Source organism: Pseudarthrobacter sp. MM222 (assembly GCF_947090775.1).
GTDB lineage: Bacteria > Actinomycetota > Actinomycetes > Actinomycetales > Micrococcaceae > Arthrobacter.
Map to the genome: position 1 here is coordinate 1575806 of NZ_OX352321.1, position 23983 is coordinate 1599788.

Below are 23983 nucleotides of genomic sequence, written 5' to 3' on the forward strand. Positions count from 1 at the left end.
CGGCAGTCTGGCCTCGGGGATGCCGTGCTCCCGCTGGTAACACGCGCTGGGCAGGTCCTGATCCTGCTAACTTAGATTGCGTGTCCCAGCAAAATGATCCCCGTCCCCAGCAGAACGACCCCAGCTTCGCCAATATCTGGCAGGAGCTGAAATGGCGCGGCCTTGTCCACGTGTCCACGGACGAGGCGGAGCTGGAAAAGCTCCTCGCCGGCGACCCCATTACGTACTACTGCGGCTTCGACCCGACAGCGCCCAGCCTGCACCTCGGAAACCTGGTCCAGCTCCTGCTCATGCGGCGCATCCAGCTCGCCGGCCACAAGCCGCTCGGCTTGGTCGGCGGATCCACTGGCCTGATCGGTGACCCCCGGCAGACCGCCGAGCGCGTCCTGAACACGCCCGAGACTGTCGCTGAATGGGTAGGCAAACTTCAGGCACAGGTCCAGCGCTTCCTCAGTTTCGAGGGAAACAACGCCGCCCGGATGGTCAACAACCTGGACTGGACCGCCCCGCTGAGCGCCATCGACTTCCTGCGCGGAATCGGCAAGCACTTCCGTGTGGGCACCATGATCAAAAAAGACATTGTTGCCAACCGCCTGAATTCCGACGAGGGAATCAGCTACACCGAGTTCAGCTACCAGATCCTGCAGGGCATGGACTACCTCCAGCTCTTCCGCGATTACGGCTGCGTCCTCCAGACCGGCGGCTCGGACCAGTGGGGCAACCTGACCAGCGGCACCGACTTAATCCGGAAGGTCGAGGGCAAGCACGTCCACGCATTGGGGACACCGCTCATCACGAACGCCGACGGCACCAAGTTCGGCAAGAGCGAGGGCAATGCCATCTGGCTCGATCCCGAGATGTGCAGCCCGTACGCCTTCTACCAGTTCTGGCTCAACACGGCGGATAACGACGTCGTGGCCCGCCTCCGGATCTTCACCTTCCTGAGCCGCGCCGAAATCGAAGCCCTGGAGGCGTCCGTTGCAGAACGCCCCTTCGCCCGCGAAGGGCAGCGGAAGCTGGCGTACGAAGTGACCTCCCTCGTTCACGGTGTGGACGCCACGGAGAAAGTCATCGCCGCGTCCGCCGCGCTCTTCGGCAACGGAGACCTCACGGTCCTGGACGAGGCAACGCTCAAGGCGGCAACCTCCGAATTGCCGTCCGCCACTGTAGATGCGGCTTCCCTTGGGATCATCGAACTGCTGGTGGCCTCGGGGCTCTCGGCGAGCAAGTCCGCCGCGCGCCGGACGGTCGGCGAGGGCGGAGCGTACGTCAACAACACCAAGGTGTCTGACCCCGAGGCGGTCGTTGACTCCAGCCAGCTGCTCCACGGCCGGTACCTGCTGCTGCGCCGGGGGAAGAAGAACCTGGCCACGGTGGAAGTCTACGCGGCCTAGCAGGCGTCTTCCGCAGCCCAAGGCGTCATCCGCACGCTCCTCCCCGCTGATTTGCACGGCCGGGGAGGAGCGTGTAATGTCTTCTGAGTCGCCACCGCTGAGTGGTGGCCAACCCCCACTAAAATAGAGAAGCAATTTCATCTGCGCTCGGCGCAGATATGAAAAATTGCTTCGAATTTTGCTGGGCGGATTCGTTTCGCAAGCGAATTTCGAGAGAATATCCCGGATTTGCAAAGTGAATATGAATGAAATAAGCTGTAAACATCGCAGCGAAGGAAAGCGAAACAAAGTAATTCATTGAAATTCAAATGGATTGTTTCGACAAGTATTCGAATGTGTCTGTTGTTTGAGAACTCAATAGTGTGCCAAGTTTGTTGATACCAATTTATTATTAATTGGTTGAATTGACTGGATTGTGCCACCCCGTGGTGTGGTCTGGTTTTTACAGCTGGTTTCAAATTTTGTGCGGCCATTTTCTCCCGTTTTCCCGGGGGTGGTGGTTGTGTCTGTTTTTGTTTTACTTCAACGGAGAGTTTGATCCTGGCTCAGGATGAACGCTGGCGGCGTGCTTAACACATGCAAGTCGAACGATGAACCTCACTTGTGGGGGGATTAGTGGCGAACGGGTGAGTAACACGTGAGTAACCTGCCCTTAACTCTGGGATAAGCCTGGGAAACTGGGTCTAATACCGGATATGACTCCTCATCGCATGCTGGGGGGTGGAAAGCTTTATTGTGGTTTTGGATGGACTCGCGGCCTATCAGCTTGTTGGTGAGGTAATGGCTCACCAAGGCGACGACGGGTAGCCGGCCTGAGAGGGTGACCGGCCACACTGGGACTGAGACACGGCCCAGACTCCTACGGGAGGCAGCAGTGGGGAATATTGCACAATGGGCGCAAGCCTGATGCAGCGACGCCGCGTGAGGGATGACGGCCTTCGGGTTGTAAACCTCTTTCAGTAGGGAAGAAGCGAAAGTGACGGTACCTGCAGAAGAAGCGCCGGCTAACTACGTGCCAGCAGCCGCGGTAATACGTAGGGCGCAAGCGTTATCCGGAATTATTGGGCGTAAAGAGCTCGTAGGCGGTTTGTCGCGTCTGCCGTGAAAGTCCGGGGCTCAACTCCGGATCTGCGGTGGGTACGGGCAGACTAGAGTGATGTAGGGGAGACTGGAATTCCTGGTGTAGCGGTGAAATGCGCAGATATCAGGAGGAACACCGATGGCGAAGGCAGGTCTCTGGGCATTAACTGACGCTGAGGAGCGAAAGCATGGGGAGCGAACAGGATTAGATACCCTGGTAGTCCATGCCGTAAACGTTGGGCACTAGGTGTGGGGGACATTCCACGTTTTCCGCGCCGTAGCTAACGCATTAAGTGCCCCGCCTGGGGAGTACGGCCGCAAGGCTAAAACTCAAAGGAATTGACGGGGGCCCGCACAAGCGGCGGAGCATGCGGATTAATTCGATGCAACGCGAAGAACCTTACCAAGGCTTGACATAAACCGGAAACGCCTGGAAACAGGTGCCCCGCTTGCGGTCGGTTTACAGGTGGTGCATGGTTGTCGTCAGCTCGTGTCGTGAGATGTTGGGTTAAGTCCCGCAACGAGCGCAACCCTCGTTCTATGTTGCCAGCGCGTAATGGCGGGGACTCATAGGAGACTGCCGGGGTCAACTCGGAGGAAGGTGGGGACGACGTCAAATCATCATGCCCCTTATGTCTTGGGCTTCACGCATGCTACAATGGCCGGTACAAAGGGTTGCGATACTGTGAGGTGGAGCTAATCCCAAAAAGCCGGTCTCAGTTCGGATTGGGGTCTGCAACTCGACCCCATGAAGTCGGAGTCGCTAGTAATCGCAGATCAGCAACGCTGCGGTGAATACGTTCCCGGGCCTTGTACACACCGCCCGTCAAGTCACGAAAGTTGGTAACACCCGAAGCCGGTGGCCTAACCCCTTGTGGGAGGGAGCTGTCGAAGGTGGGACTGGCGATTGGGACTAAGTCGTAACAAGGTAGCCGTACCGGAAGGTGCGGCTGGATCACCTCCTTTCTAAGGAGCACCTACAACCACCCTGCCGGGCACATGCCCGTGTGGTGGGGTTGTCAGGAGTACGCCCGTTGCGCAGACGTTTGTTCTGCGGCGGGTGCTCACGGGTGGAATATCAGCAGATAGGTGCCTGGCGGCACATGCCGGCGGCTAGTACGGATCCCCTGACTGTGAGTCATCATGGCGGGGTGGTCCTGGAACGCGGCCGGAATGTTTCCGCTGGGTAGTGTTTGGCACACTGTTGGGTCCTGAGACAACAGGACCGGGAGGTAACTTCCGGGGCTGGTTTGTTTCTGGTTTCCTGGCTGCACCGAGCGCACGGTTTGGCCCCCCTTTTTGTGGGGGTTCGTGTGGGGTGTGTGGTACGGGGTTGTTGTTTGAGAACTACATAGTGGACGCGAGCATCTTTTATAAGAAGCAATTTCCAAGAATATGAACCTGGATCTGTCCGGGTACTGCGTGCTGTGGCCCTTTGGGTTGTGGTGGTGGTGTCCGGGTGGTTTTCATGGTTCTCTCGAAATAGCGTTTTTGATCTTTTGTGGTCAAGTTTTTAAGAGCACACGGTGGATGCCTTGGCATTAGGAGCCGAAGAAGGACGTAGGAATCTGCGATAAGCCTGGGGGAGTCGATAACCGGACTGTGATCCCAGGGTGTCCGAATGGGGAAACCCCGCCAGGGGCGCGAGCTGCCTGGTGACCCGCATCTGAACACATAGGGTGCGTGGAGGGAACGCGGGGAAGTGAAACATCTCAGTACCCGCAGGAAGAGAAAACAATAGTGATTCCGTCAGTAGTGGCGAGCGAACGCGGATCAGGCTAAACCGTTCCATGTGTGATAGCCGGCGGGCGTTGCATGGTCGGGGTTGTGGGACTTCCCATTCTGTCTCTGCCGGGACAGTGGGGTGAGTAGTACAGGCATAGGTGAACGGTCTTGAAAGGCCGGCCAGAGAGGGTGTGAGCCCCGTAACCGAAATGTTGTGTACCGCCTGGTGAAGTATCCCAAGTAGCACGGGGCCCGAGAAATCCCGTGCGAATCTGTCAGGACCACCTGATAAGCCTAAATACTCCCTAATGACCGATAGCGGACCAGTACCGTGAGGGAAAGGTGAAAAGTACCCCGGGAGGGGAGTGAAACAGTACCTGAAACCGTGTGCTTACAATCCGTCGGAGCAACCTTGTAGTTGTGACGGCGTGCCTTTTGAAGAATGAGCCTGCGAGTTAGTGTTACGTCGCGAGGTTAACCCGTGTGGGGAAGCCGTAGCGAAAGCGAGTCTGAATAGGGCGTTGCAGTGGCGTGATCTAGACCCGAAGCGAAGTGATCTACCCATGGCCAGGTTGAAGCGACGGTAAGACGTCGTGGAGGACCGAACCCACTTCAGTTGAAAATGGAGGGGATGAGCTGTGGGTAGGGGTGAAAGGCCAATCAAACTTCGTGATAGCTGGTTCTCCCCGAAATGCATTTAGGTGCAGCGTTGCGTGTTTCTTACCGGAGGTAGAGCTACTGGATGGCTAATGGGCCCTACAAGGTTACTGACGTCAGCCAAACTCCGAATGCCGGTAAGTGAGAGCGCAGCAGTGAGACTGTGGGGGATAAGCTTCATAGTCGAGAGGGAAACAGCCCAGACCACCAACTAAGGCCCCTAAGCGTGTGCTAAGTGGGAAAGGATGTGGAGTTGCGAAGACAACCAGGAGGTTGGCTTAGAAGCAGCCATCCTTAAAAGAGTGCGTAATAGCTCACTGGTCAAGTGATTCCGCGCCGACAATGTAGCGGGGCTCAAGTACACCGCCGAAGTTGTGGATTTCAGACATTAGCCTAGCCTTCGTGGTTCAGGCGTCTGGAGTGGTAGGGGAGCGTCGTGTGGGCAGTGAAGTCGCGGTGTAAACCAGCGGTGGAGCCTACACGAGTGAGAATGCAGGCATGAGTAGCGAAAGACGGGTGAGAAACCCGTCCGCCGAATGATCAAGGGTTCCAGGGTCAAGCTAATCTGCCCTGGGTAAGTCGGGACCTAAGGCGAGGCCGACAGGCGTAGTCGATGGACAACGGGTTGATATTCCCGTACCGGCGAAAAACCGCCCATGCTGAACAGGGGATACTAACCGCCCGAGACCTGCCCGACCGCCCTTGTGGTGGAAGGGTTTTGGTGGAGCGCGGGACCTGATCCTGGGAGGCAAGCGTATTAACAGGTGTGACGCAGGAAGGTAGCCAAGCCGGGCGATGGTTGTCCCGGTCTAAGGATGTAGGGCGAACGGTAGGCAAATCCGCCGTTCATGATGCCTGAGACCCGATGGGACCCCCGTATGGGGGGATTTGGTGATCCTATGCTGCCGAGAAAAGCATCGACGCGAGGTTTTAGCCGCCCGTACCCCAAACCGACACAGGTGATCAGGTAGAGAATACTAAGGCGATCGAGAGAATTATGGTTAAGGAACTCGGCAAAATGCCCCCGTAACTTCGGGAGAAGGGGGGCCCCCATCGTGATGGACACTAGCTGTCCGGAGCGTGCAGGGGCCGCAGAGACCAGGGGGAAGCGACTGTTTACTAAAAACACAGGTCCGTGCGAAGTCGCAAGACGATGTATACGGACTGACTCCTGCCCGGTGCTGGAAGGTTAAGAGGACCGGTTAGCCGCAAGGCGAAGCTGAGAATTCAAGCCCCAGTAAACGGCGGTGGTAACTATAACCATCCTAAGGTAGCGAAATTCCTTGTCGGGTAAGTTCCGACCTGCACGAATGGAGTAACGACTTCCCCGCTGTCTCAACCATAAACTCGGCGAAATTGCAGTACGAGTAAAGATGCTCGTTACGCGCAGCAGGACGGAAAGACCCCGAGACCTTTACTATAGTTTGGTATTGGTGTTCGGAGTGGCTTGTGTAGGATAGGTGGGAGACGTTGAAGCCCGGACGCCAGTTCGGGTGGAGTCATCGTTGAAATACCACTCTGGTCACTTTGGACATCTAACTTCGGCCCGTAATCCGGGTCAGGGACAGTGCCTGATGGGTAGTTTAACTGGGGCGGTTGCCTCCTAAAAAGTAACGGAGGCGCCCAAAGGTTCCCTCAGCCTGGTTGGCAATCAGGTGTCGAGTGTAAGTGCACAAGGGAGCTTGACTGTGAGAGAGACATCTCGAGCAGGGACGAAAGTCGGGACTAGTGATCCGGCGGTACATTGTGGAATGGCCGTCGCTCAACGGATAAAAGGTACCTCGGGGATAACAGGCTGATCTTGCCCAAGAGTCCATATCGACGGCATGGTTTGGCACCTCGATGTCGGCTCGTCGCATCCTGGGGCTGGAGTAGGTCCCAAGGGTTGGGCTGTTCGCCCATTAAAGCGGTACGCGAGCTGGGTTTAGAACGTCGTGAGACAGTTCGGTCCCTATCCGCTGCGCGCGCAGGAAATTTGAGAAGGGCTGTCCTTAGTACGAGAGGACCGGGACGGACGAACCTCTGGTGTGTCAGTTGTACTGCCAAGTGCACCGCTGATTAGCTACGTTCGGATGGGATAACCGCTGAAAGCATCTAAGCGGGAAGCTCGCTTCGAGATGAGATTTCCATACACCTTGTGTGTGAGAGGCCCCCAGCCAGACCACTGGGTTGATAGGCCGGATGTGGAAGCGAGGACTAACGACTCGTGAAGCTGACCGGTACTAATAGGCCGATAACTTACACCACACACCACCCCGCGAACCCGTTCAAAAGGGGTTCGCACCCAGGGGGTGGTACAAAGAAACAAGACTGCTTGCGTCCACTATGTGGTTCCCAACCAACAAACCCGGTCCCGCCGGCTTTGTTGCCACGGGAACAAGAAAACCACAACTGAATAACAACACCACCCCCGCCCCCAAAGGGCGGGAGCACCTGTTGTAACCACGAAGATTTCCCACCCCCACGCCCAGGCGCCCGGGGGACGGGTAACAGGGTTACGGCGGTCATAGCGTGGGGGAAACGCCCGGTCCCATCCCGAACCCGGAAGCTAAGACCCACAGCGCCGATGGTACTGCACCCGGGAGGGTGTGGGAGAGTAGGTCACCGCCGGACAAACATTAAGCCTCAGGCCCCGACACAAACGTCGGGGCCTGAGCCATTTAACACCCCGGAGCCCCCAGCCCTGGCGACGGCGTTGAAGGGCCGAGCGGTCCGCCGGCCGGCTGTCGGGGCTTCAGCGCCGCCAGCGGTAGGGGGTTGTCGTCGACACTCGGACCAAGCCAGACCTTTCCAGGATCGGGCGGGAGTATGCAGTTGAATCGCTGTGGATGAGTGTCTTGCCCATTTTCAGTGCAGATCGAGCCCGAGCCGCTGTGACAGCCCGGTAGATGCCCTGACCACGCCATCCCTCGACGGTGGCCCCGCCCCAAATGCCTGCGAATTCTGTTTCCGCGACCGGCTCGAGGCGGCCCGCGCTGATAATCCTCCCCTGGTATACGGCAACCCAGAGTTCCATGCCGTCGTCGTGTTCGACCCGACGCAGCAGCCCTTCGGCGTTGTCATCGGAGACAGGCTCGCCGAAGACGTTATCCTGCATTGCGCTCATGGCGCGGATGTCCTGTTCTTCAGTCACTCTGTGGAGGCTGACCCCGGGCGGGAGTTGCACATCCACATTCAACGCGGTGGCTTCCCCGATCATGATCGACTCAGTCTCATCAGGCTCAAAGCCGTTCCGCAATAGCGCGTCATGGAGTCCTGGCGCGTGATCATGACCACGGGTTTTCCACTCCACGCGCACGATCGCGGGATCTTTGCGGTAGACGGCAAGTGCTTCGACCACCCACTGTGTAATCCTTTGTGCGCTGGCTCCATCGAGGTCCTGATAGGTCACGAAGCCCCGACCTCCTGCGAACGTCACGAGGCGCAGGGGCCCCAGCCGCTCAACGGCGATCGCGCCTGGGGTCTCCGCATCTGTCCGGAGTTGTTCGTCGTATGCCGTCAGGAATTGATTCAAAGAAGTCATAGGTCCCCCACGGTACATCCAAGCCGCGGGCGTGGTGGAGGTTCCGGCTGGCCACCAAGCGGCGTAGTACGGCCTACGTCCAAGTCCGCAGAAAAATTTGCGGCCCGGTGCATCTAAGCCCGCCCTCCGCTCGGTAGTAAGGGGTGTCAGCACACACCGCCCGCATGCGGGCCTCGATGAGGAGCTTGAAATGCGTAAATCACTCTCTGCAGCCGCCGGAGTATTGACCCTTCTGGCTGGAGTCGCCGTGGCAGGTCCTGCCCAAGCTGGTGACAGGCATAACGACACAGCGAGGCTGTCCGTCTTGCACGGCGTCCCCGGTCTCACCGTGGATGTTTGGGTCGACGGCAAGTTAACGCTTGACAACTTCAAGTCGGGCACGTTGGCCGGCCCGCTGGAAGTCCCCGACGGGCACCACAAAATCGCAATTACCGGGGCAGACGCCACTAGCGCCGACAACCCGGTGATCGGCCCAGTCAGAGTGGACCTGGAGGATGGCCGGAACTACACAGCCGTGGCGCACCTCAAAGCTGACGGCACCCCGACGGCTACCCTTTTCCGCAATAGCATCTCGCCGAGCCCGGATGGAGAGGGAAAGCTGACAGTCCGGCACGTCGCCGCAGCACCGGCCGTCGACGTCCTCGCCGGTGGAAAGGCCGTGGTCAAGGGCCTTACCAACTCCCATCAGAGGAAGCTCATCCTCAAGGCAGGAACGGTCTCGGCTTCGGTTGCACCGGCGCGGTCCACCAACCCGGTGCTCGGGCCCGCCGATGTCCCGGTCACCGAGGGGAAGAACACCATTGTCTATGCCTGGGGCAGCCTCGCCGACAACAACCTCGGCATCGCGGTCCAGGTGGTGGACCTCCGGTCGGGCAGCAAACACGACGACTGAGCTCCGCGCAGGTCATTTGGCCGCTGTTTGTTCGGGCAGCGGGGCCGCGATGACCGCGGCCCCGCTTCCGCCCATGGACGTTATTTCACCGTTGCGGGTCAGCCCGGGGCGGGGCATAATGGCGTTCGACAGGGCTCGCTGCCGCTCTAAGGAGCATCCGATGGAGGCTGCCGCGCACGGTTGGGATGTGGCCCTCGATCGTGCGTTTGCCGCCGGAGATGAACATGCCCTCGCCGAGGCATATCGGAAGATGAGTCCTTTGGTTCACACCTTGGCCCTGAGATCCCTGAGGGAGCGTGCCAGCGCCGATGACGTAACCCAGGAGGTCTTTATCCGGGCCTGGAAGTCGAGGACAAGTTATCGCCCCGACGCATCCCGGCTGCCGGCATGGCTGATCGGAATCACCAGGAATGCGATCAACGATGCGCTGTCCGCGCGCTCTCGGCAGCATGACCTCGAACAGTCCGCCCTGCAACTCGTCAGCGACCCAGCCGCGACTGTCGAGGCAAAGGACGTCGAGGCCGTTGCGGATCGCATAACGTTGGAAGATGAACTTGAGCGGCTAGGGGATCCACAGAGGGCAATCATGCACCTGGCGTTTTATGAGGACTTGACCCACGATCAGATCTCATCGCGCCTGCAACTCCCGCTTGGAACGGTCAAGAGCCACATTCGGCGAAGCCTCACCCGATTGCGGGCCCGCCTGGAGGTGGAACATGGCACACCTTGATGACGAGCAGCTCAGTCTTCTGGCGCTCGGTGAGGACCTCGGCGAGGACGCCACCCTACATGTTGAGCAGTGCCGGGAGTGTGCAGAGACTCTGAAGTCCTTGCAGGACATCGTGCTCGTTGCCACCACCGACCCCAATACGGTGCAACTCCAAGCACCCGGCAGCCACAATTGGGCCGCCATCCATGCAGCACTCGAGCTCTCCCCGTCCCTGGCGGCGGATCCCGTGAGCGTTATTGCCGATGCCGGCAGCCGGACGTCCAGCAACGAGACTTCCGGCGCGAGGCCGGACGACACATCCGGATTAGTAGCGCCAACGCCCTTGCGCCCCAGCAACATCCGGTCCGGCGCGCGTCCCGGTCTGTGGATTTTGGGGGTCGCTGCCGGAACCGCCGCAGGGCTAGTCATCGGGGCCTGGACGGCGGCGAGCATTCTTGGGCCAGCCGGACCCCCGCTCAGCGGCCCCACGATTTCGGCGCCAACGCAGACAGAACCAGCTGCCGTGCTGCTGGCTGAGGCGTCACTGCAGCCGTTGGCGTCACACTCTTCCAGCGGCGACGCAGTGGTGCAACGGCTGGCCGACGGTTCGCGGCAATTGGTGATCCGTCTCCCGGATGAACCCCTGCCGGGCTTCCGGGAGGTCTGGGTGGGTTCGTCGGACTTGTCCAAAATGGTCAGTCTGGGTGTGCTGGGGGATCAGGCCGGCGTGTTCGTTCTTCCCTCCGGCCTGGACCTGGCCCAGTATCCGATCGTTGATATCTCGCAGGAGCCCTACGACGGCGATCCGGCACATTCCGCGGAAAGTATCGCCCGAGGGGTGCTGACCCTGCAGGGGTGACGCCGGCAGCGGTGGACCTCCCGCCGTCGTCGAAGCCGAAGGCGGGCATTTTGTGACACTTCCCACCGGGACGGCGCTACGGTGCGATGCCGTTAGCCGGGCGGGGGGTACTCGCCTAGAATTGGAGGAGATGTACGGACTTCGAAGCGCTTGATTTCGGGTTGCGTAGGAAACGAAACACGGAACAGAGCGGCTGCGATTGCGCCAGTGGTCAGCTCATAACAGGAGGAATCCAGCATGGCTGAGCACAACGACGGCAATCGCGGCGGAAAAGACCGCGGCAACTTCGGAGGCGGACGAAACACCGGCGGGGGTGGTTTCCGCGGAACCAACAACTCGGGAGGCGACCCCCGAGGCTTCCGGGCACGGGAGGACCGCGGCTCGGAAGGTTCCCGCCCTCCCTTCAACGATCGTGACCGCAAGCCGTCGGGTGACCGTCCGGCGCGGGACGGTGACCGTAAGCCGTTCACTGGTGGTGGTGACCGTAAGCCGTTTGGTGATCGTGCCCCGCGTGAAGGCGGCGGCGAGCGTCGCAGCTTCGGTGGCGGTGACCGTAAGCCGTTCAGTGGTGGCGGTGACCGTAAGCCGTTCAGTGGTGCCGGTGACCGTAAGCCGTTTGGTGATCGTGCCCCGCGTGAAGGTGGTGGCGAGCGTCGCAGCTTCGGTGGCGGTGACCGTGACCGTAAGCCGTTTAGTGGTGGCGGTGACCGCGATCGCAAGCCGTTCACCGCCGGCGGTGACCGGGACCGCAAGCCGTTTGGTGATCGTGCCCCGCGTGAAGGCGGCGGCGAGCGTCGCAGCTTCGGTGGTGGTGACCGCGATCGTAAGCCGTTTAGTGGTGGCGGTGACCGCGATCGCAAGCCCTTCAGTGGTGGCGGTGACCGTGACCGTAAGCCGTATGGGGATCGTGCCCCGCGTGAAGGCGGCGGCGAGCGTCGCAGTTTCGGTGCCGGTGACCGTGACCGCAAGCCCTTCAGTGGCGGCGACAACCGTAAGCCGTTCGGCAGCCGGGACGACCGTCCGGCCCGCAGCTTCGACCGGGACGACCGTCCGGCCCGCGGCTTCGACCGTGGCGGCGACTCGGGTCCGCGCCAGTTCGGCCGCGACCGTGCCGAGGACCGTCCGGTCCGCGTCCCCAACGCCCGGGATCTCCGGAGCGCCAACCGCCCGGACCGTGAGCGCTCACCCCAGATCGATGACGACGTCACGGGCAAGGAGCTGGACCGCGGCACCCAGCACCAGATCAAGACCCTGGAGGACAACAGCGCCGAGTGGGTGGCGCGCCACCTCGTGATGGCCGGACGCCTCATCGACGACGAACCCGAGCTTGCCTTCCAGCATGCCCTCGCTGCCAGCCGGCGCGGGGGGCGCCTCGCGGCTGTCCGTGAAGCCGTCGGCCTGACCGCATACGCTGCCGGACACTATGGCGAGGCACTCCGCGAATTCCGCACCTACCGCCGTATCAGCGGCTCCAACATGCACCTGCCTGTCATGGCAGACTGCGAACGTGGCCTCGGACGCCCGGACCGCGCCCTCGACATGGCGCGCTCGGACGAGGCCAAGGATCTTGACGCGCCCGGCAAGGTGGAACTGGCCATCGTGGCCGCCGGAGCCCGCTCCGATCTGGGACAGCTTGATGCCGCCGTTTCGGAACTGGAGATCGCACAGCTGGACATCAACCGGGCCTTCTCCTACAGCCCGCGCCTCTTCCGTGCCTATGCGGACGCCTTGACGGCGGCCGGCCGCGCCCCGGAGGCCGAAAAGTGGAACCGCCAGGCAGTCGTCGCCGAGAACGCGCTCGGCGTTGGTGGCGACGAGGAACCGGACATCATCGACCTCGGCTGGGACGAGGAAGAGGAAGCCCGCGAGGAAGAACAGCAGCGCCGGCTGGTCGCCCAACAGGCCGCCGAAAAGACGGCTGCCGCCGAAGAGTCCGCACCCCGGGCGGCCACGGCCGCGGCCGTGGCCGGCATTGCGGAGACGCCCGCAGCGGACTCCGGACTTGCTGCGCTCGAGGAAGGTTCCGACGACGTCGAGCCCGGCTTCTTCGAAGCTGACGACGCGGAGTCGGATGAGGATTCCGTGGAGCGGGACGCCCTGGACCGCTCCGAGGTGCTGGCTGGCGACGAGTCCGAGGACACGGCAGAGGATGCTGCTGACGAGTACGACGCCGCCGAATTCGACGCCGACCACGCAACGGACCCCGACCAGCCGAACCGCACCGAGGACTAGAAGCCCATGGACGGCAATGATCTGATCTCAAAGTTCGACGCGCTGCTCGCCGACCTCGACGGTGTGGTCTATGCAGGACCCAACGCCATCCCGGGAGCCGTGGAGTCCCTGCGCAGGCTCGCCGGCATCGGCGTCGGCCTGGGCTACGTCACCAACAACGCGTCCCGGTCTCCAGCGCAGGTGGCGCAGCACCTCCGTGATCTGGGCGCCCCGGCGGAGGACCATCAGGTGGTCAGCTCCTCGCAGGCCGCAGGAGAGCTGCTGGGTTCGCTGCTGCCCGCCGGCGCCCGCGTCCTGATCACAGGCGGCGACGCCCTGGCCCGCGAAATTGAACTTGTGGGGCTGGTACCGGTCCGGAGTGAAGCGGAAAATCCTGTCGCCGTCGTGCAGGGATTCCACCCCGACGTCGGCTGGAAAGACCTCGCAGAGGCCGCCTATGTAGTGGCGGCCGGCGCGCTGTGGGTGGCCACCAACACGGACATGTCCATTCCCCAGGAGCGGGGCATCGCCCCGGGAAACGGGTCACTCGTCGCGGCGGTGAGCGCGGCTACCGGACAACTCCCGCTCGTCGCCGGTAAGCCCGAGGCGCCGCTGTTCCACGCCGCCGCCAAACGGCTGGCCGCCGACCGGCCCCTCGTCGTCGGGGACCGGCTCGATACCGACATCCTCGGCGGGAACAGGGCCGGATTCGCGACGGTGGCCGTGCTGACCGGCGTCGACACCCGGGAAACCATCCTTGCTGCCCGGACCCTCGAACGGCCCGGGTTCCTGATCAATGACCTCACCGATCTCTACCGCCCCTACCCGGCGGTGGAGCACAACGCCGGCCGGTATGTTTGCGGCGCCGCCTCCGCCTTCGTGGACGGGCAGACGGTCCGCGTGAGTGGTGACCCCGCCGATCTGGATGCCTGGCGGGCCGCCTGCGCGGCCTGGTGGGCCGCCAGGCCCGAGACCCTCAGCGCGCTGGCGCCGGTTCTCGAATGGCTGGATCACTAGAGTGGAAGCATGACGGAACAGAACCCTGTACCGGAGGCTGCAGCGGCCGCCCGCGTGGACTGGCCAACAACCCCGGCGGGGTCCGTCGGCCCGGACCCGGACGTGGAAGTTCTGCTGGAACGGCTGGGAACACTACCAGAGCTGCCCGTTTCCGAGCACGGTGAGGTCTATGCCGGCCTGCACCAGGATCTCAAGGAAGCGCTGAACGAAGCTGGGGACACCGCATCATGAGCAGGCTTGACCAGGTCCTCGTCGGCCGCGGGCTGGCGCGGTCCCGCACCCACGCGGCTCGGCTTATTGCCGAAGGCAAAGTCAGCTCCGGCGGCGAAGTGCTGGCCAAAGCGTCGCTCCAGGTGCAGGACGACGCCGAACTGGATGTTGCTGCCACCGACGAGGACAACTACGTCAGCCGTGCCGGGCACAAACTTGCCGGTGCGCTGGACGCTTTCCCCGCCGTCGAGGTGGCAGGCAAACGCTGCCTCGACGCCGGCGCCTCCACTGGCGGGTTCACCGAGGTCCTGCTCCGCCGCGGCGCGGACCACGTCGTGGCTGTCGACGTCGGCCATGACCAGTTGGTGCCGCAAATCCGGAGCGACCCCCGGGTCTCCGTCCACGAAGGCCTCAACGTCCGCTATATGACGGCGGCCGAGATCGGCGGGCGTGTCGCCCTGACGGTGGCGGATCTGTCCTTCATCTCCCTGACCCTGGTGGTCGCACCCCTGGCGGCCTGCACCGAGCCCGGCGGAGACCTCGTCCTGATGGTCAAACCGCAGTTCGAGATCGGCAAGGACCGGCTGGGCCGAACCGGCGTGGTCACCTCGGAACGGGAACGCCGCCTGGCGGTAAGCAAAGTTGCCGCCGCCGCCATGGATGCCGGCCTGGAACTGCAGGGCCTGGCGAGCAGTCCGCTGCCCGGCCAGGACGGAAACGTCGAGTACTTCCTGTGGATAAAACGCGGGATCGGGACAGACCTGCCTAAGATCGAGGAGCGGGACGCAGCCGTTGCTGCGTTAATCGCAACGATCTGGCCCAAGCACGAGCAGCACTAGAAGGCGGAACCCGATGAGCAGGCGTGTCCTCATCCTTGCCCACACCGGCCGCGAGGAATCCCTCAAGGCCGCGTGGGAAGCGTGCGCGCAGCTCCACGCCTCCGGCATTGTCCCGGTCATGCAGGAATCCGAGCTCGGCGACATGGTCCGGTTCTTCGGCCGCCTGGACCACCCCGTCGAGGTCCTCCACGACCACGTGCAGCTGCCCGACGTCGAACTTGTCATGGTCCTCGGCGGCGACGGCACCATCCTGCGGGCCGCCGAACTCGTCCGGGAAGTGGATGTGCCGCTGCTGGGCGTCAACCTGGGCCACGTCGGGTTCCTGGCGGAAAGCGAACGGGCGGACCTGGCGCAGACCGTCGAGTGGGTCGCCAGCCGCGAGTACACCGTGGAAGAGCGGATGACGATCGACGTGCAGGTCTGGGTCCGCGGGCAGAAGATTTGGCACACCTGGGCCCTCAACGAGGCCGCGATCGAGAAGGGCAACCGGGAGCGGATGCTCGAGGTGGTCACCGAAGTCGATGAGCGCCCGCTGACATCCTTTGGCTGCGACGGCGTGGTCCTGGCTACCCCCACCGGTTCCACGGCCTACGCTTTCTCGGCCGGCGGACCGGTGGTGTGGCCCGAGGTTGAGGCCCTGCTGATCGTGCCGATCAGCGCGCACGCGCTTTTCGCCAAGCCGCTGGTGGTCTCTCCCCGTTCCCGGCTCGCCGTCGAGATCCTCAACCGGACCGGCGCCCAGGGGGTGCTCTGGTGCGACGGCCGGCGCTCCGTGGACCTGCCGCCCGGCGCCCGCGTGGAAGTCACCCGCTCCGCCACGCCGGTCCGGCTGGCCCGCACCCACCAGACCCCGTTCTCCGGACGGTTGGTCCGGAAGTTCGAGCTCCCCATCCAGGGCTGGCGCGGCCCCATGCCGCAGGCCGCGGCCATCCACACCGGTCCGGTGCCGATCATCCGCACACCGCGGCCGATGCCCCCGCTGCCGACTCCGCCGCACGCTGGACCACCGTACGCCGGGCCCGGCGAAACAACTGATCCCTCGACTGCGAAGTGACCCATGCTTGAAGAACTGAGAATCCGCGACCTCGGCGTCATCACCGACGCGACGCTGCCCCTCGGGCCGGGACTGAGTGTGGTGACCGGTGAAACGGGTGCCGGCAAGACCATGGTGGTGACCGCCGTCGGGCTGCTGCTCGGCGCCCGGTCCGACGCCGGAGCGGTGCGCAGCGGCGCGAAAAGTGCTTCCGCCGAGGCGATTGTGAAACTGGACTCCGGGCACGCCGCCGTGGCGCGCGCCCGGGAAGCCGGTGCAGACATCGAAGAGTTCGACGGCGCCGCCGAACTGTTGATCGCCCGCAGTGTGGGTGCGGACGGCCGCAGCCGCGCCTACCTTGGCGGCCGGGTGGCGCCCGTAGGGGTCCTTGCCGAGGTCGGCGAAACCCTCGTGGTGGTCCACGGCCAGTCGGAGCAGATCAGGCTCAAGAGCCCGGTGGCACAGCGCGGGGCCCTGGACAAATTCGCGGGGGAGGGCCTCGCCCGGACCCTTGCGGCCTACCAGGAACTGCACGTGCACTGGAAGGCGATCCTAGCCGAGCTGGACTCGCTCCGCAGCGCGGCCCGGGAACGCCTGCGCGAAGCGGAGTCGCTGGAAGTTGCCCTCGCGGAGATCGACGCCGTCGATCCCCAGCCGGGGGAGGACGAGGTGCTCAAGGCCGAGGCCGTCAAGCTCGCCAACGTCGAGGAACTCCGGATCGCGGCCACCACAGCGCACCAGGCCCTCATCGCGGAGGACTTCGGCGACGGCAGCGACGCCACCGCCCTCGTCGACGCCGCCAAGCGCACCCTCGAACACGTGGCCGAACACGACGAGGAGCTGGGATCCGCGGCGGCGCGGCTGGCCGAGGTCGGTTTCCTGCTCAACGACATCGCCACCGAACTGGCCAGCTACCAGGCCTCCCTCGACACGGAGGGCCCGGAACGGCTCGCCGAGATCGAGGACCGGCGTGCGGCCCTGGCCAAACTCGTGCGCAAGTACGCACCGAGCATCGACGAAGTGCTGGTCTGGGCCGAGGAGGCCCGGGCCCGGTTCGAGGAACTGCAGGACGACTCGACCCGGATCGAAGCGCTGGACGCCGACGTCACCCGCACCGAAGCCGAACTCCGCAAGCAGGCGGCCGCCCTCAGCAAGATCCGCAAGAAAGCCGCCAAGGACCTGTCCGCGCGGGTCAGCGCCGAGCTGAAAGCGCTGGCCATGGCGGATGCGACGCTCGTCATCAACGTCGACCCGGGCGAGCAGCTGGGCCCGTTCGGCGCCGACGACATCTCGTTCCTGCTCCAGCCGCACTCCGGCGCCCCCGCCCGCCCGCTCGGCAAGGGCGCCTCGGGCGGCGAGCTTTCACGCGTGATGCTCGCCATCGAAGTGGTGCTTGCCGCGGTGGATCCGGTGCCGACCTTCGTCTTTGACGAGGTCGACGCCGGCGTCGGCGGCCGCGCCGCCGTCGAGATCGGCCGGCGCCTGGCGATGCTGGCCCGGCACGTCCAGGTCCTCGTGGTCACGCACCTGCCCCAGGTTGCCGCTTTCGCCGACCAGCACATCCGCGTCACCAAGACCTCCGTGCGCGGCGCGGACGGGGCCACCGCGACCGGCTTCACCTCCAGCGACGTCCAGCTCCTGGATGCGGACGAGCGCGTCCGCGAGCTGGCCCGGATGCTGGCCGGCCAGGAGGACTCGGAATCCGCCCAGGCCCACGCCCAGGAACTCCTCGACGACGCCAGGCTCCTGCCGCAGCAGGCCTGACACCCTACAGAGACGGGCTGGAACCGGGATGACAATCACCGCCGCTGGCCGCGAACAGACCCCTGGAAGGCTGAAATGATGATAGGCTCAAACTCCGTGGTGCAGCGATCAAATTCCCGTGTAAATTCCCGGTTCCCGGGCTCGTCCAAGACGACCAAACACATCTTCGTCACCGGTGGTGTGGCGTCCTCGCTCGGCAAAGGACTGACGGCCTCGAGCCTCGGTCACCTGCTGCGGGCACGCGGTTTGTCTGTAACAATGCAAAAGCTCGATCCCTATCTGAACGTGGATCCGGGCACGATGAACCCCTTCCAGCACGGCGAAGTCTTCGTGACTGACGACGGCGCCGAGACGGACCTCGACGTCGGCCATTACGAGCGCTTCCTCGACGAAAACCTCGAAGGCTCGGCCAACGTCACCACCGGCCAGGTGTACTCCACGGTCATCGCCAAGGAGCGCCGCGGCGAGTACCTCGGCGACACCGTCCAGGTCATCCCGCACATCACCGATGAAATCAAGCGCCGCATGCGGCTGCCCTCCGAGGGCAAGAACGCCCCGGACGTCATCATCACCGAGATCGGCGGCACTGTAGGCGACATTGAGTCGCAGCCGTTCCTCGAATCCGCCCGCCAGGTCCGCCAGGACATCGGCCGCGGCAACGTCTTCTTCCTCCACGTGTCACTGGTGCCGTACATCGGCCCGTCGCAGGAGCTGAAGACCAAGCCGACGCAGCACTCCGTGGCCGCGCTGCGCTCCATCGGCATCCAGCCCGAGGCGATCGTGATCCGTTCGGACCGCGAAGTCCCGCAGCCCATGCGCGACAAGATCGGCCGCATGTGCGACGTCGACATCGACGCCGTCATCGGCTGCCCCGACGCCCCGAGCATCTATGACATCCCGAAGACCCTGCACTCCCAGGGCCTGGATTCGTACATCGTCCGCGCCCTGGACCTTCCCTTCAAGGACGTTGACTGGACCAGCTGGGACAAGCTCCTGGAAGCGGTCCACAACCCCAAGCACGAGGTCGAGGTGGCCCTGGTCGGGAAGTACATCGACCTGCCGGACGCTTACCTGTCCGTGACCGAGGCGCTGCGCGCCGGCGGGTTCGCGAACGACACCAAGGTGAAGATCCGCTGGGTCCCCTCGGACGAATGCGAAACCCGGGAAGGCGCGGTCAACTCCCTGCAGGGCGTGGACGCGATCTGTGTTCCCGGCGGCTTCGGCATCCGCGGCCTCGAAGGCAAGCTGGGCGCCTTGAAGTACGCCCGCGAAACCAAGCTCCCGGTGCTCGGCCTGTGCCTGGGCCTGCAGTGCATGGTGATCGAGTACGCCCGCAACGTCGTCGGCCTTGAAGGCGCTTCCTCGTCCGAGTTTGAGCCGGACTCTAAGTACCCGGTGATTGCCACCATGGAAGAGCAGCTGGACATCGTCGAGGGCAAGGGCGACCTGGGCGGCACTATGCGCCTGGGGCTGTACGAGGCCAAGCTGGACGAGGGCTCGGTTGTGGCAGAGACCTACGGCGCCACCGTGGTCAGCGAACGCCACCGCCACCGCTACGAGGTCAACAACAAGTACCGCGAGCAGATCGCCGCGCAGGGCTTGGTGTTCTCCGGAACGTCGCCCGACGGCAAGCTCGTGGAGTACGTGGAACTTCCCCGTGAGGTCCACCCGTACTACGTTGCCACGCAGGCGCACCCCGAGCTCAGCTCCCGCCCGACCCGGCCGCACCCGCTGTTCGCCGGTCTGGTCAAGGCTGCCCTGGTGCACCAGAATCGCGTTGACGGCCCGCAGGGTGCTGCAGCCAAGGATGCTCCGGCAACGGAAGCTTCCGCCGCGGACGCTCCGGCCGTTGCGAAGCCGTCATCGGCCGTAGCGTCCAAGTAACTCCCGACTGACTCGAAGGACGGCGCGATGCCCGGTAGGTCCGAAGCCCCCAAGCTGCACGGCAGGTTTCGGATCAGCCGAGCCCGCGCCGTCTTTTGTCATCCCGGACGGTCTATCAAGGCCGGATCTGGGATGTCGTCAGTGACACGTTCCAGCTCAACGACGACGGCGACGCCCTCGTCCGCGATTACATCGAGCACCCGGGCGCTGTGGCCGTCCTGCCGATGAACGACGCTGGTGAAGTGCTGCTGATCAAGCAGTACCGCCACCCCGTCGGGATGGACCTCTGGGAGATCCCGGCGGGACTGCTCGACGTCGAGGGTGAGGACTTTGTCGTCGGAGCTGCCCGCGAACTGGCCGAGGAAGCGGATCTGGTCGCGGCGGAGTGGAATGTCCTCGTGGACTTCTTCAATTCGCCCGGGTCTTCCAGCGAGGCCATCCGGATATACCTGGCCCGCGGTCTGAGTGACGTGCCCGGTCACGAACTGCATGTCCGCACCGACGAGGAAGCCGAGATCGAGCTGCACTGGACCCCGCTCGAGGACGCCGTCGCCTCGGTGTTGGAAGGACGCCTGCACAACCCCTCCGCCGTCGTCGCGATCCTCGCCGCCACGGCTGCCCGTGCTGACAACTTCAAGGGACTCCGCCCGGCCGACGCGCCGTGGCCCGCGCACCCCAGCCAGCGCTGATGGTGGAACTGGCGGCGACGGAGCCGCCCGGCCCGCACGAAGATCCGCAAGAATCCCCGCAGCAGGCCGCCAAGGCTCCGGGCCGGCCGCCGACAGCGATTGACCGCGCCATGACGGACTACCTGCAACATATGGGCGTGGAACGCGGCCTCGCGGCCAACACCCTCTCCGCTTATCGCCGGGACCTCTCGCGGTACGCCAAACACCTCGTGCAGACAGGCCGGACGCATCCCGCCGAGATCACCCGGCACGACGTGACCGCCTTCGTCCAGGCGCTTTCCGACGGCTCCGACGGCGGATCCGCCCTCGGCATCCGCTCCGCGGCGCGGACAGTGGTGGCCGTCCGTGGCCTGCACAAGTTCTGGGCACTGGAAGGCCTTACCGCCACGGATCCCGCCAGCGATGTGCACCCGCCGATGCCCGGCAAACGCCTCCCCAAGGCCATCAGCGTCGACGAAGTCACGAGGATCCTCGAGGCGGCCGGCGCGGACACGGCCACGGGCCTGCGGGACCGGGCACTGCTGGAGTTCCTGTACTCCACCGGCGCCCGCATCAGCGAAGCCGTCGGCCTGGACGTTGACGATATTTCCCTGCAGGGCGAGGAGACCACGGGCGACTCCGGACCGGCGATCGTCCGGCTCTTCGGGAAGGGTTCCAAGGAACGGCTGGTCCCGTTGGGGTCCTTCGGGGCCAGGGCCCTGGACGCTTACCTGGTCCGCGGCAGGCCAGTGCTGGCAGCCAAGGGGAAGGGCACCCCCGCCCTGTTCCTGAACGCACGTGGCGGCAGGATCAGCCGGCAAAGCGCCTGGACCATCCTCAAGACCGCCGCCGAGAAGGCCAACATCACGAAAGACGTCTCACCACACACCCTTCGTCACTCCTTCGCGACCCACCTGCTGGAAGGCGGAGCCGACGTCCGTGTGGTCCAGGAACTGCTGGGCCACGCCTCCGTCACCACCACCCAGGTGTACACGCTCGTAACGGCAGATACATTGCGGGAAATCTACGCCGCCGCGCATCCCCGGGCGCTGGGCTAGCGGCGGCTGGGGTGACCGGCACTGTCTGACCGGTTGCCGCCGTCGCCACCTGGCCACTCTCACCCTAGATTGTCGGTGGCTCCTGAGATGCTGTGGGTATGGAAAGCACGACGGCGTGGAGCACGGAGAGCAGGGAGGCCCTGGCGGCCGTCGCCGCGTCCATTGCTTCGCTTGCTGCCATCGCCTGTCCCGACACGGACCGCTCTGATCCGCTCCGGGACGCCGATCCGCTGCGGGATCTCGCCGATGCTTGCCTGGACGGGCTCGCCGAGCTGGCCAGGGTGGATGCCCGGTTCGCGGCGCTGAAGGTGCGCCTGGCCGCCGACTACGCCCAGGCCGCCGCGGCCCTGGCGCCACCGGCGGCGTCCCCGCAGGAGCACACCGCCCAGGAAATGGCCGTGGTCGCGGAGGTCGCCTGCGTCCTGACCGTCAGCGAACGAAGCGCCGCAGCCCTCCTGTCCGAAGCCCTGGTCCTGACGGCGGAGCTGCCGCTGACCCTGGCCGCCCTGCAGGCCGGCACCATCTCCTGGCAGCACGCCCGGATCCTCGTCGACGAAACCACCAATCTGGAACCCGGCGCGGCGGCCGCGCTCGAGGCGCACTTCCTGGACCCCGCCGCACCGAACCCGGCCCGCGGCTGCCTCGCCGGGGACCTCACTCCGGGCCGGTTCCGCGCCAAGACACGGGCCTGGCGGGAACGCCACCACCCGGTCAGCATCGAGGCACGCCACACCAGAAGCGCCGCGGACCGCCGGGTCGACTACACCCCGGACCGGGACGGCATGGCCTGGCTCTCGGCCTACCTCCCGGCCGACACCGCCGCCGGGATCTGGGACCGGACCACGGCCGCCGCCCGCGCGCTCCAGGGGCCCCACGAGGCCCGCACCCTGCCCCAGGTCCGCGCCGACATCACCGCCACCTGGCTCCTCACCAGCAACGGCACCAGCGGTACCACCGGCGGGACCAGCGGGACCACCAGCAACGCGGGCACGGCCGACGGAACCGGCGGCGGCAGAGCCGGGATCCGGGGAACCGGCGGTAGCGGCTGGGGCCCGGCCGACGGACCCGCCGGGGGTGTCCCGTCGCCGCGGGCGCAGGTCCTGATCACCGTCCCGGTCCTGTCCCTCCTGGGCGCTACCGAGGAACCCGCCATCCTGGACGGGTACGGGCCGATCCCGCCGTCCATGGCCCGGCGCCTGATGGCCGACGGCGCCGACTCCTTCTACCGCGTCCTCACCGACCCCCGCGACGGCGCCCCGCTGGAAATCGGCCGGACCAGCTACCGCCTCACCACACCCCAACGCCGCTGGCTCCGCCTCCGCGACGCCAAATGCCCCTTCCCCGGCTGCAGCAACCACTCCCTCGACAACGACGCGGACCACCTCCTGGCCTGGGCCGACGGCGGCACCACCGGCATCACCAACCTCGGCCAACCCTGCCCCAAACACCACCGCCTCAAACACACCACCGCCTGGACACCCACCCCAGCCAGTAAAAACACCCCACCCGGATGGACCTCACCCACCGGCCGCCACTACCCCAGCGAACACCAGGACTGGGAACCACCCCACTGGCCAACCCACACCCCGGACACGGACATGGACACGGACACGGACATGGACATGGACACGGACATGGACACATTGTTCGACTCCGGCCCGCTCCTGGAGCAGGGGCCCGATATCGAACCGGAGCAGTTTCCGGACCATTACTTCCCCACGGACCCCGGCCTGCCCGAGGATCCCGGCCCCGACCCCGAACAGGAACTGCCCACCGACCCCTTCCCGGACTGGCACCTATTCACCGCGTTTGATTTAGATACTGACGACGACTTCTGGTCAGCAGTCGATGACCCCTTACCTAAAAGCTTCGTGCTGCAGTCCGCCTGATCGACCAGCGGCTGGCAGGAAGGCACCCTCCGCCGGACCGCTTCGCTACCCTGCGGCAGCTATAGGGTTGAGCACATGAAGTCCACGCCAGTCACGCTCTGTTTCCTGCTCCGCGATGTGGCCCCGGGCTCCACTGAGGTGCTGCTGGGACTCAAGCGGACCGGCTTTGGCACGGGCAAGATCGTCGGCATCGGCGGGCATGTCGAAGCGGGGGAGAGCGACGCTGAGGCCGTCTGCCGGGAGGTCTGGGAAGAGGCCGGCATCGTCGTCCGCCAGGAGGACCTGGCCCATGCCGGGGTGGTGGAGTTCGTCTTCCCGGCCCGGCCAGAGTGGAATATGTACTGCCGGCTCTACACCACCCGTCGTTGGCAAGGCGAGCCCACCGAGAGCCTCGAGATAACCCCACTGTGGTTCGACACCGAGTCCCTGCCGCTACAGCGCATGTGGCAGGACGCTGCGCATTGGCTCCCGGCGGCCCTGGCCGGCGAGGCGCACGACGTCGTCGTTGTCCTGAACGATGACAACGAGACCGTGGCGTCGATCGAAAGACTTTCCACCGGAATGTAACCGT

General features: G+C 64.4%; 16 protein-coding genes and 3 rRNA genes. 18 read left to right on the forward strand and 1 reads right to left on the reverse strand.

All coding sequences use genetic code 11. The features are described from left to right. The first annotated feature begins 80 nt into the window (after positions 1–80). The 4 genes from tyrS to rrf all read left to right on the forward strand — a co-directional run bounded on the left by tyrS (position 81) and on the right by rrf (position 7469). On the forward strand, positions 81–1394 hold the full coding sequence (tyrS, locus tag OM977_RS07150; RefSeq protein WP_264356802.1) for a tyrosine--tRNA ligase: 1314 nt from the start codon (positions 81–83) through the stop codon (positions 1392–1394). 522 nt (positions 1395–1916) lie between these two features. Next, positions 1917–3440, forward strand: a 16S ribosomal RNA gene (locus OM977_RS07155). Between the two features lie 537 nt (positions 3441–3977). Beyond that, positions 3978–7103: ribosomal RNA gene (locus tag OM977_RS07160) — 23S ribosomal RNA — on the forward strand. Between the two features lie 249 nt (positions 7104–7352). After that, a 5S ribosomal RNA gene (rrf, locus tag OM977_RS07165) occupies positions 7353–7469 on the forward strand. The 16S, 23S and 5S rRNA genes sit together here, the layout of an rRNA operon. A 121-nt stretch (positions 7470–7590) precedes the next feature. On the opposite strand, the gene OM977_RS07170 is transcribed toward rrf, so the two are convergent. After that, positions 7591–8379, reverse strand: coding sequence for a GNAT family N-acetyltransferase (locus OM977_RS07170; RefSeq protein WP_264356803.1), 789 nt, complete (start codon positions 8377–8379; stop codon positions 7591–7593). A 190-nt stretch (positions 8380–8569) separates the two neighbouring features. Between OM977_RS07170 and OM977_RS07175 the strand changes: the two genes are divergently transcribed. From OM977_RS07175 to OM977_RS07240, 14 genes are all read left to right on the forward strand, one after another. Beyond that, entirely contained in the window at positions 8570–9271 is a 702-nt protein-coding gene (locus OM977_RS07175) for a DUF4397 domain-containing protein (RefSeq protein WP_264356804.1), read from the forward strand. A 160-nt stretch (positions 9272–9431) separates the two neighbouring features. Then, a complete protein-coding gene (locus OM977_RS07180; protein ID WP_264356805.1) occupies positions 9432–10001 on the forward strand; it encodes an RNA polymerase sigma factor in 570 nt (189 codons plus the stop codon). Further along, positions 9988–10839, forward strand: coding sequence for an anti-sigma factor (locus tag OM977_RS07185; protein ID WP_264356806.1), 852 nt, complete (start codon positions 9988–9990; stop codon positions 10837–10839). The genes OM977_RS07180 and OM977_RS07185 overlap by 14 nt, the downstream gene beginning before the upstream one ends. A gap of 237 nt (positions 10840–11076) precedes the next feature. Beyond that, the gene (locus tag OM977_RS07190) at positions 11077–13071 is read left to right on the forward strand and encodes a hypothetical protein (RefSeq protein ID WP_264356807.1); all 1995 of its coding nucleotides are present in this window, start codon (positions 11077–11079) and stop codon (positions 13069–13071) included. A 6-nt stretch (positions 13072–13077) separates the two neighbouring features. After that, a complete protein-coding gene (locus tag OM977_RS07195; RefSeq protein WP_264356808.1) occupies positions 13078–14067 on the forward strand; it encodes an HAD-IIA family hydrolase in 990 nt (329 codons plus the stop codon). A 9-nt stretch (positions 14068–14076) separates the two neighbouring features. Then, positions 14077–14298 (forward strand): hypothetical protein, encoded by a 222-nt coding sequence (locus tag OM977_RS07200; RefSeq protein WP_264356809.1) that lies wholly within the window; start codon positions 14077–14079, stop codon positions 14296–14298. Continuing rightward, positions 14295–15116, forward strand: coding sequence for a TlyA family RNA methyltransferase (locus OM977_RS07205; protein ID WP_264356810.1), 822 nt, complete (start codon positions 14295–14297; stop codon positions 15114–15116). Before OM977_RS07200 ends, OM977_RS07205 begins: the two co-directional genes overlap by 4 nt. Positions 15117–15129: 13 nt before the next feature. Continuing rightward, positions 15130–16170, forward strand: coding sequence for an NAD kinase (locus OM977_RS07210; protein WP_264356811.1), 1041 nt, complete (start codon positions 15130–15132; stop codon positions 16168–16170). Between the two features lie 3 nt (positions 16171–16173). Further along, entirely contained in the window at positions 16174–17913 is a 1740-nt protein-coding gene (gene recN / locus OM977_RS07215) for a DNA repair protein RecN (protein ID WP_264356812.1), read from the forward strand. Between the two features lie 78 nt (positions 17914–17991). Next, positions 17992–19797, forward strand: a complete 1806-nt coding sequence (locus tag OM977_RS07220) for a CTP synthase (protein ID WP_264357341.1) — start codon at positions 17992–17994, stop codon at positions 19795–19797. Positions 19798–19892: 95 nt separating this feature from the next. Continuing rightward, on the forward strand, positions 19893–20486 hold the full coding sequence (locus OM977_RS07225; protein ID WP_264356813.1) for an NUDIX domain-containing protein: 594 nt from the start codon (positions 19893–19895) through the stop codon (positions 20484–20486). A 110-nt stretch (positions 20487–20596) separates the two neighbouring features. Next, positions 20597–21523, forward strand: a complete 927-nt coding sequence (gene xerD, locus OM977_RS07230) for a site-specific tyrosine recombinase XerD (RefSeq protein ID WP_264357342.1) — start codon at positions 20597–20599, stop codon at positions 21521–21523. Positions 21524–21621: 98 nt separating this feature from the next. After that, positions 21622–23412 carry an HNH endonuclease signature motif containing protein gene (locus tag OM977_RS07235; protein ID WP_264356814.1) on the forward strand — a complete coding sequence of 597 codons (1791 nt, stop codon included), beginning with the start codon at positions 21622–21624 and terminating at the stop codon, positions 23410–23412. A gap of 75 nt (positions 23413–23487) precedes the next feature. Continuing rightward, positions 23488–23979, forward strand: a complete 492-nt coding sequence (locus OM977_RS07240; RefSeq protein ID WP_264356815.1) for an 8-oxo-dGTP diphosphatase — start codon at positions 23488–23490, stop codon at positions 23977–23979. Positions 23980–23983: the final 4 nt, after the last annotated feature.

What these genes read in the sequence shown, in the direction of transcription:
- OM977_RS07170 (WP_264356803.1), bottom strand. Translation starts at nt 8,379, where the DNA reads ATGACTTCTTTGAATCAATTCCTGACGGCATACGACGAACAACTCCGG.
- OM977_RS07175 (WP_264356804.1), top strand. Translation starts at nt 8,570, where the DNA reads ATGCGTAAATCACTCTCTGCAGCCGCCGGAGTATTGACCCTTCTGGCT.
- OM977_RS07180 (WP_264356805.1), top strand. Translation starts at nt 9,432, where the DNA reads ATGGAGGCTGCCGCGCACGGTTGGGATGTGGCCCTCGATCGTGCGTTT.
- OM977_RS07185 (WP_264356806.1), top strand. Translation starts at nt 9,988, where the DNA reads ATGGCACACCTTGATGACGAGCAGCTCAGTCTTCTGGCGCTCGGTGAG.
- OM977_RS07190 (WP_264356807.1), top strand. Translation starts at nt 11,077, where the DNA reads ATGGCTGAGCACAACGACGGCAATCGCGGCGGAAAAGACCGCGGCAAC.
- OM977_RS07195 (WP_264356808.1), top strand. Translation starts at nt 13,078, where the DNA reads ATGGACGGCAATGATCTGATCTCAAAGTTCGACGCGCTGCTCGCCGAC.
- OM977_RS07200 (WP_264356809.1), top strand. Translation starts at nt 14,077, where the DNA reads ATGACGGAACAGAACCCTGTACCGGAGGCTGCAGCGGCCGCCCGCGTG.
- OM977_RS07205 (WP_264356810.1), top strand. Translation starts at nt 14,295, where the DNA reads ATGAGCAGGCTTGACCAGGTCCTCGTCGGCCGCGGGCTGGCGCGGTCC.
- OM977_RS07210 (WP_264356811.1), top strand. Translation starts at nt 15,130, where the DNA reads ATGAGCAGGCGTGTCCTCATCCTTGCCCACACCGGCCGCGAGGAATCC.
- recN (WP_264356812.1), top strand. Translation starts at nt 16,174, where the DNA reads ATGCTTGAAGAACTGAGAATCCGCGACCTCGGCGTCATCACCGACGCG.
- OM977_RS07220 (WP_264357341.1), top strand. Translation starts at nt 17,992, where the DNA reads ATGATAGGCTCAAACTCCGTGGTGCAGCGATCAAATTCCCGTGTAAAT.
- xerD (WP_264357342.1), top strand. Translation starts at nt 20,597, where the DNA reads ATGACGGACTACCTGCAACATATGGGCGTGGAACGCGGCCTCGCGGCC.
- OM977_RS07235 (WP_264356814.1), top strand. Translation starts at nt 21,622, where the DNA reads ATGGAAAGCACGACGGCGTGGAGCACGGAGAGCAGGGAGGCCCTGGCG.
- OM977_RS07240 (WP_264356815.1), top strand. Translation starts at nt 23,488, where the DNA reads ATGAAGTCCACGCCAGTCACGCTCTGTTTCCTGCTCCGCGATGTGGCC.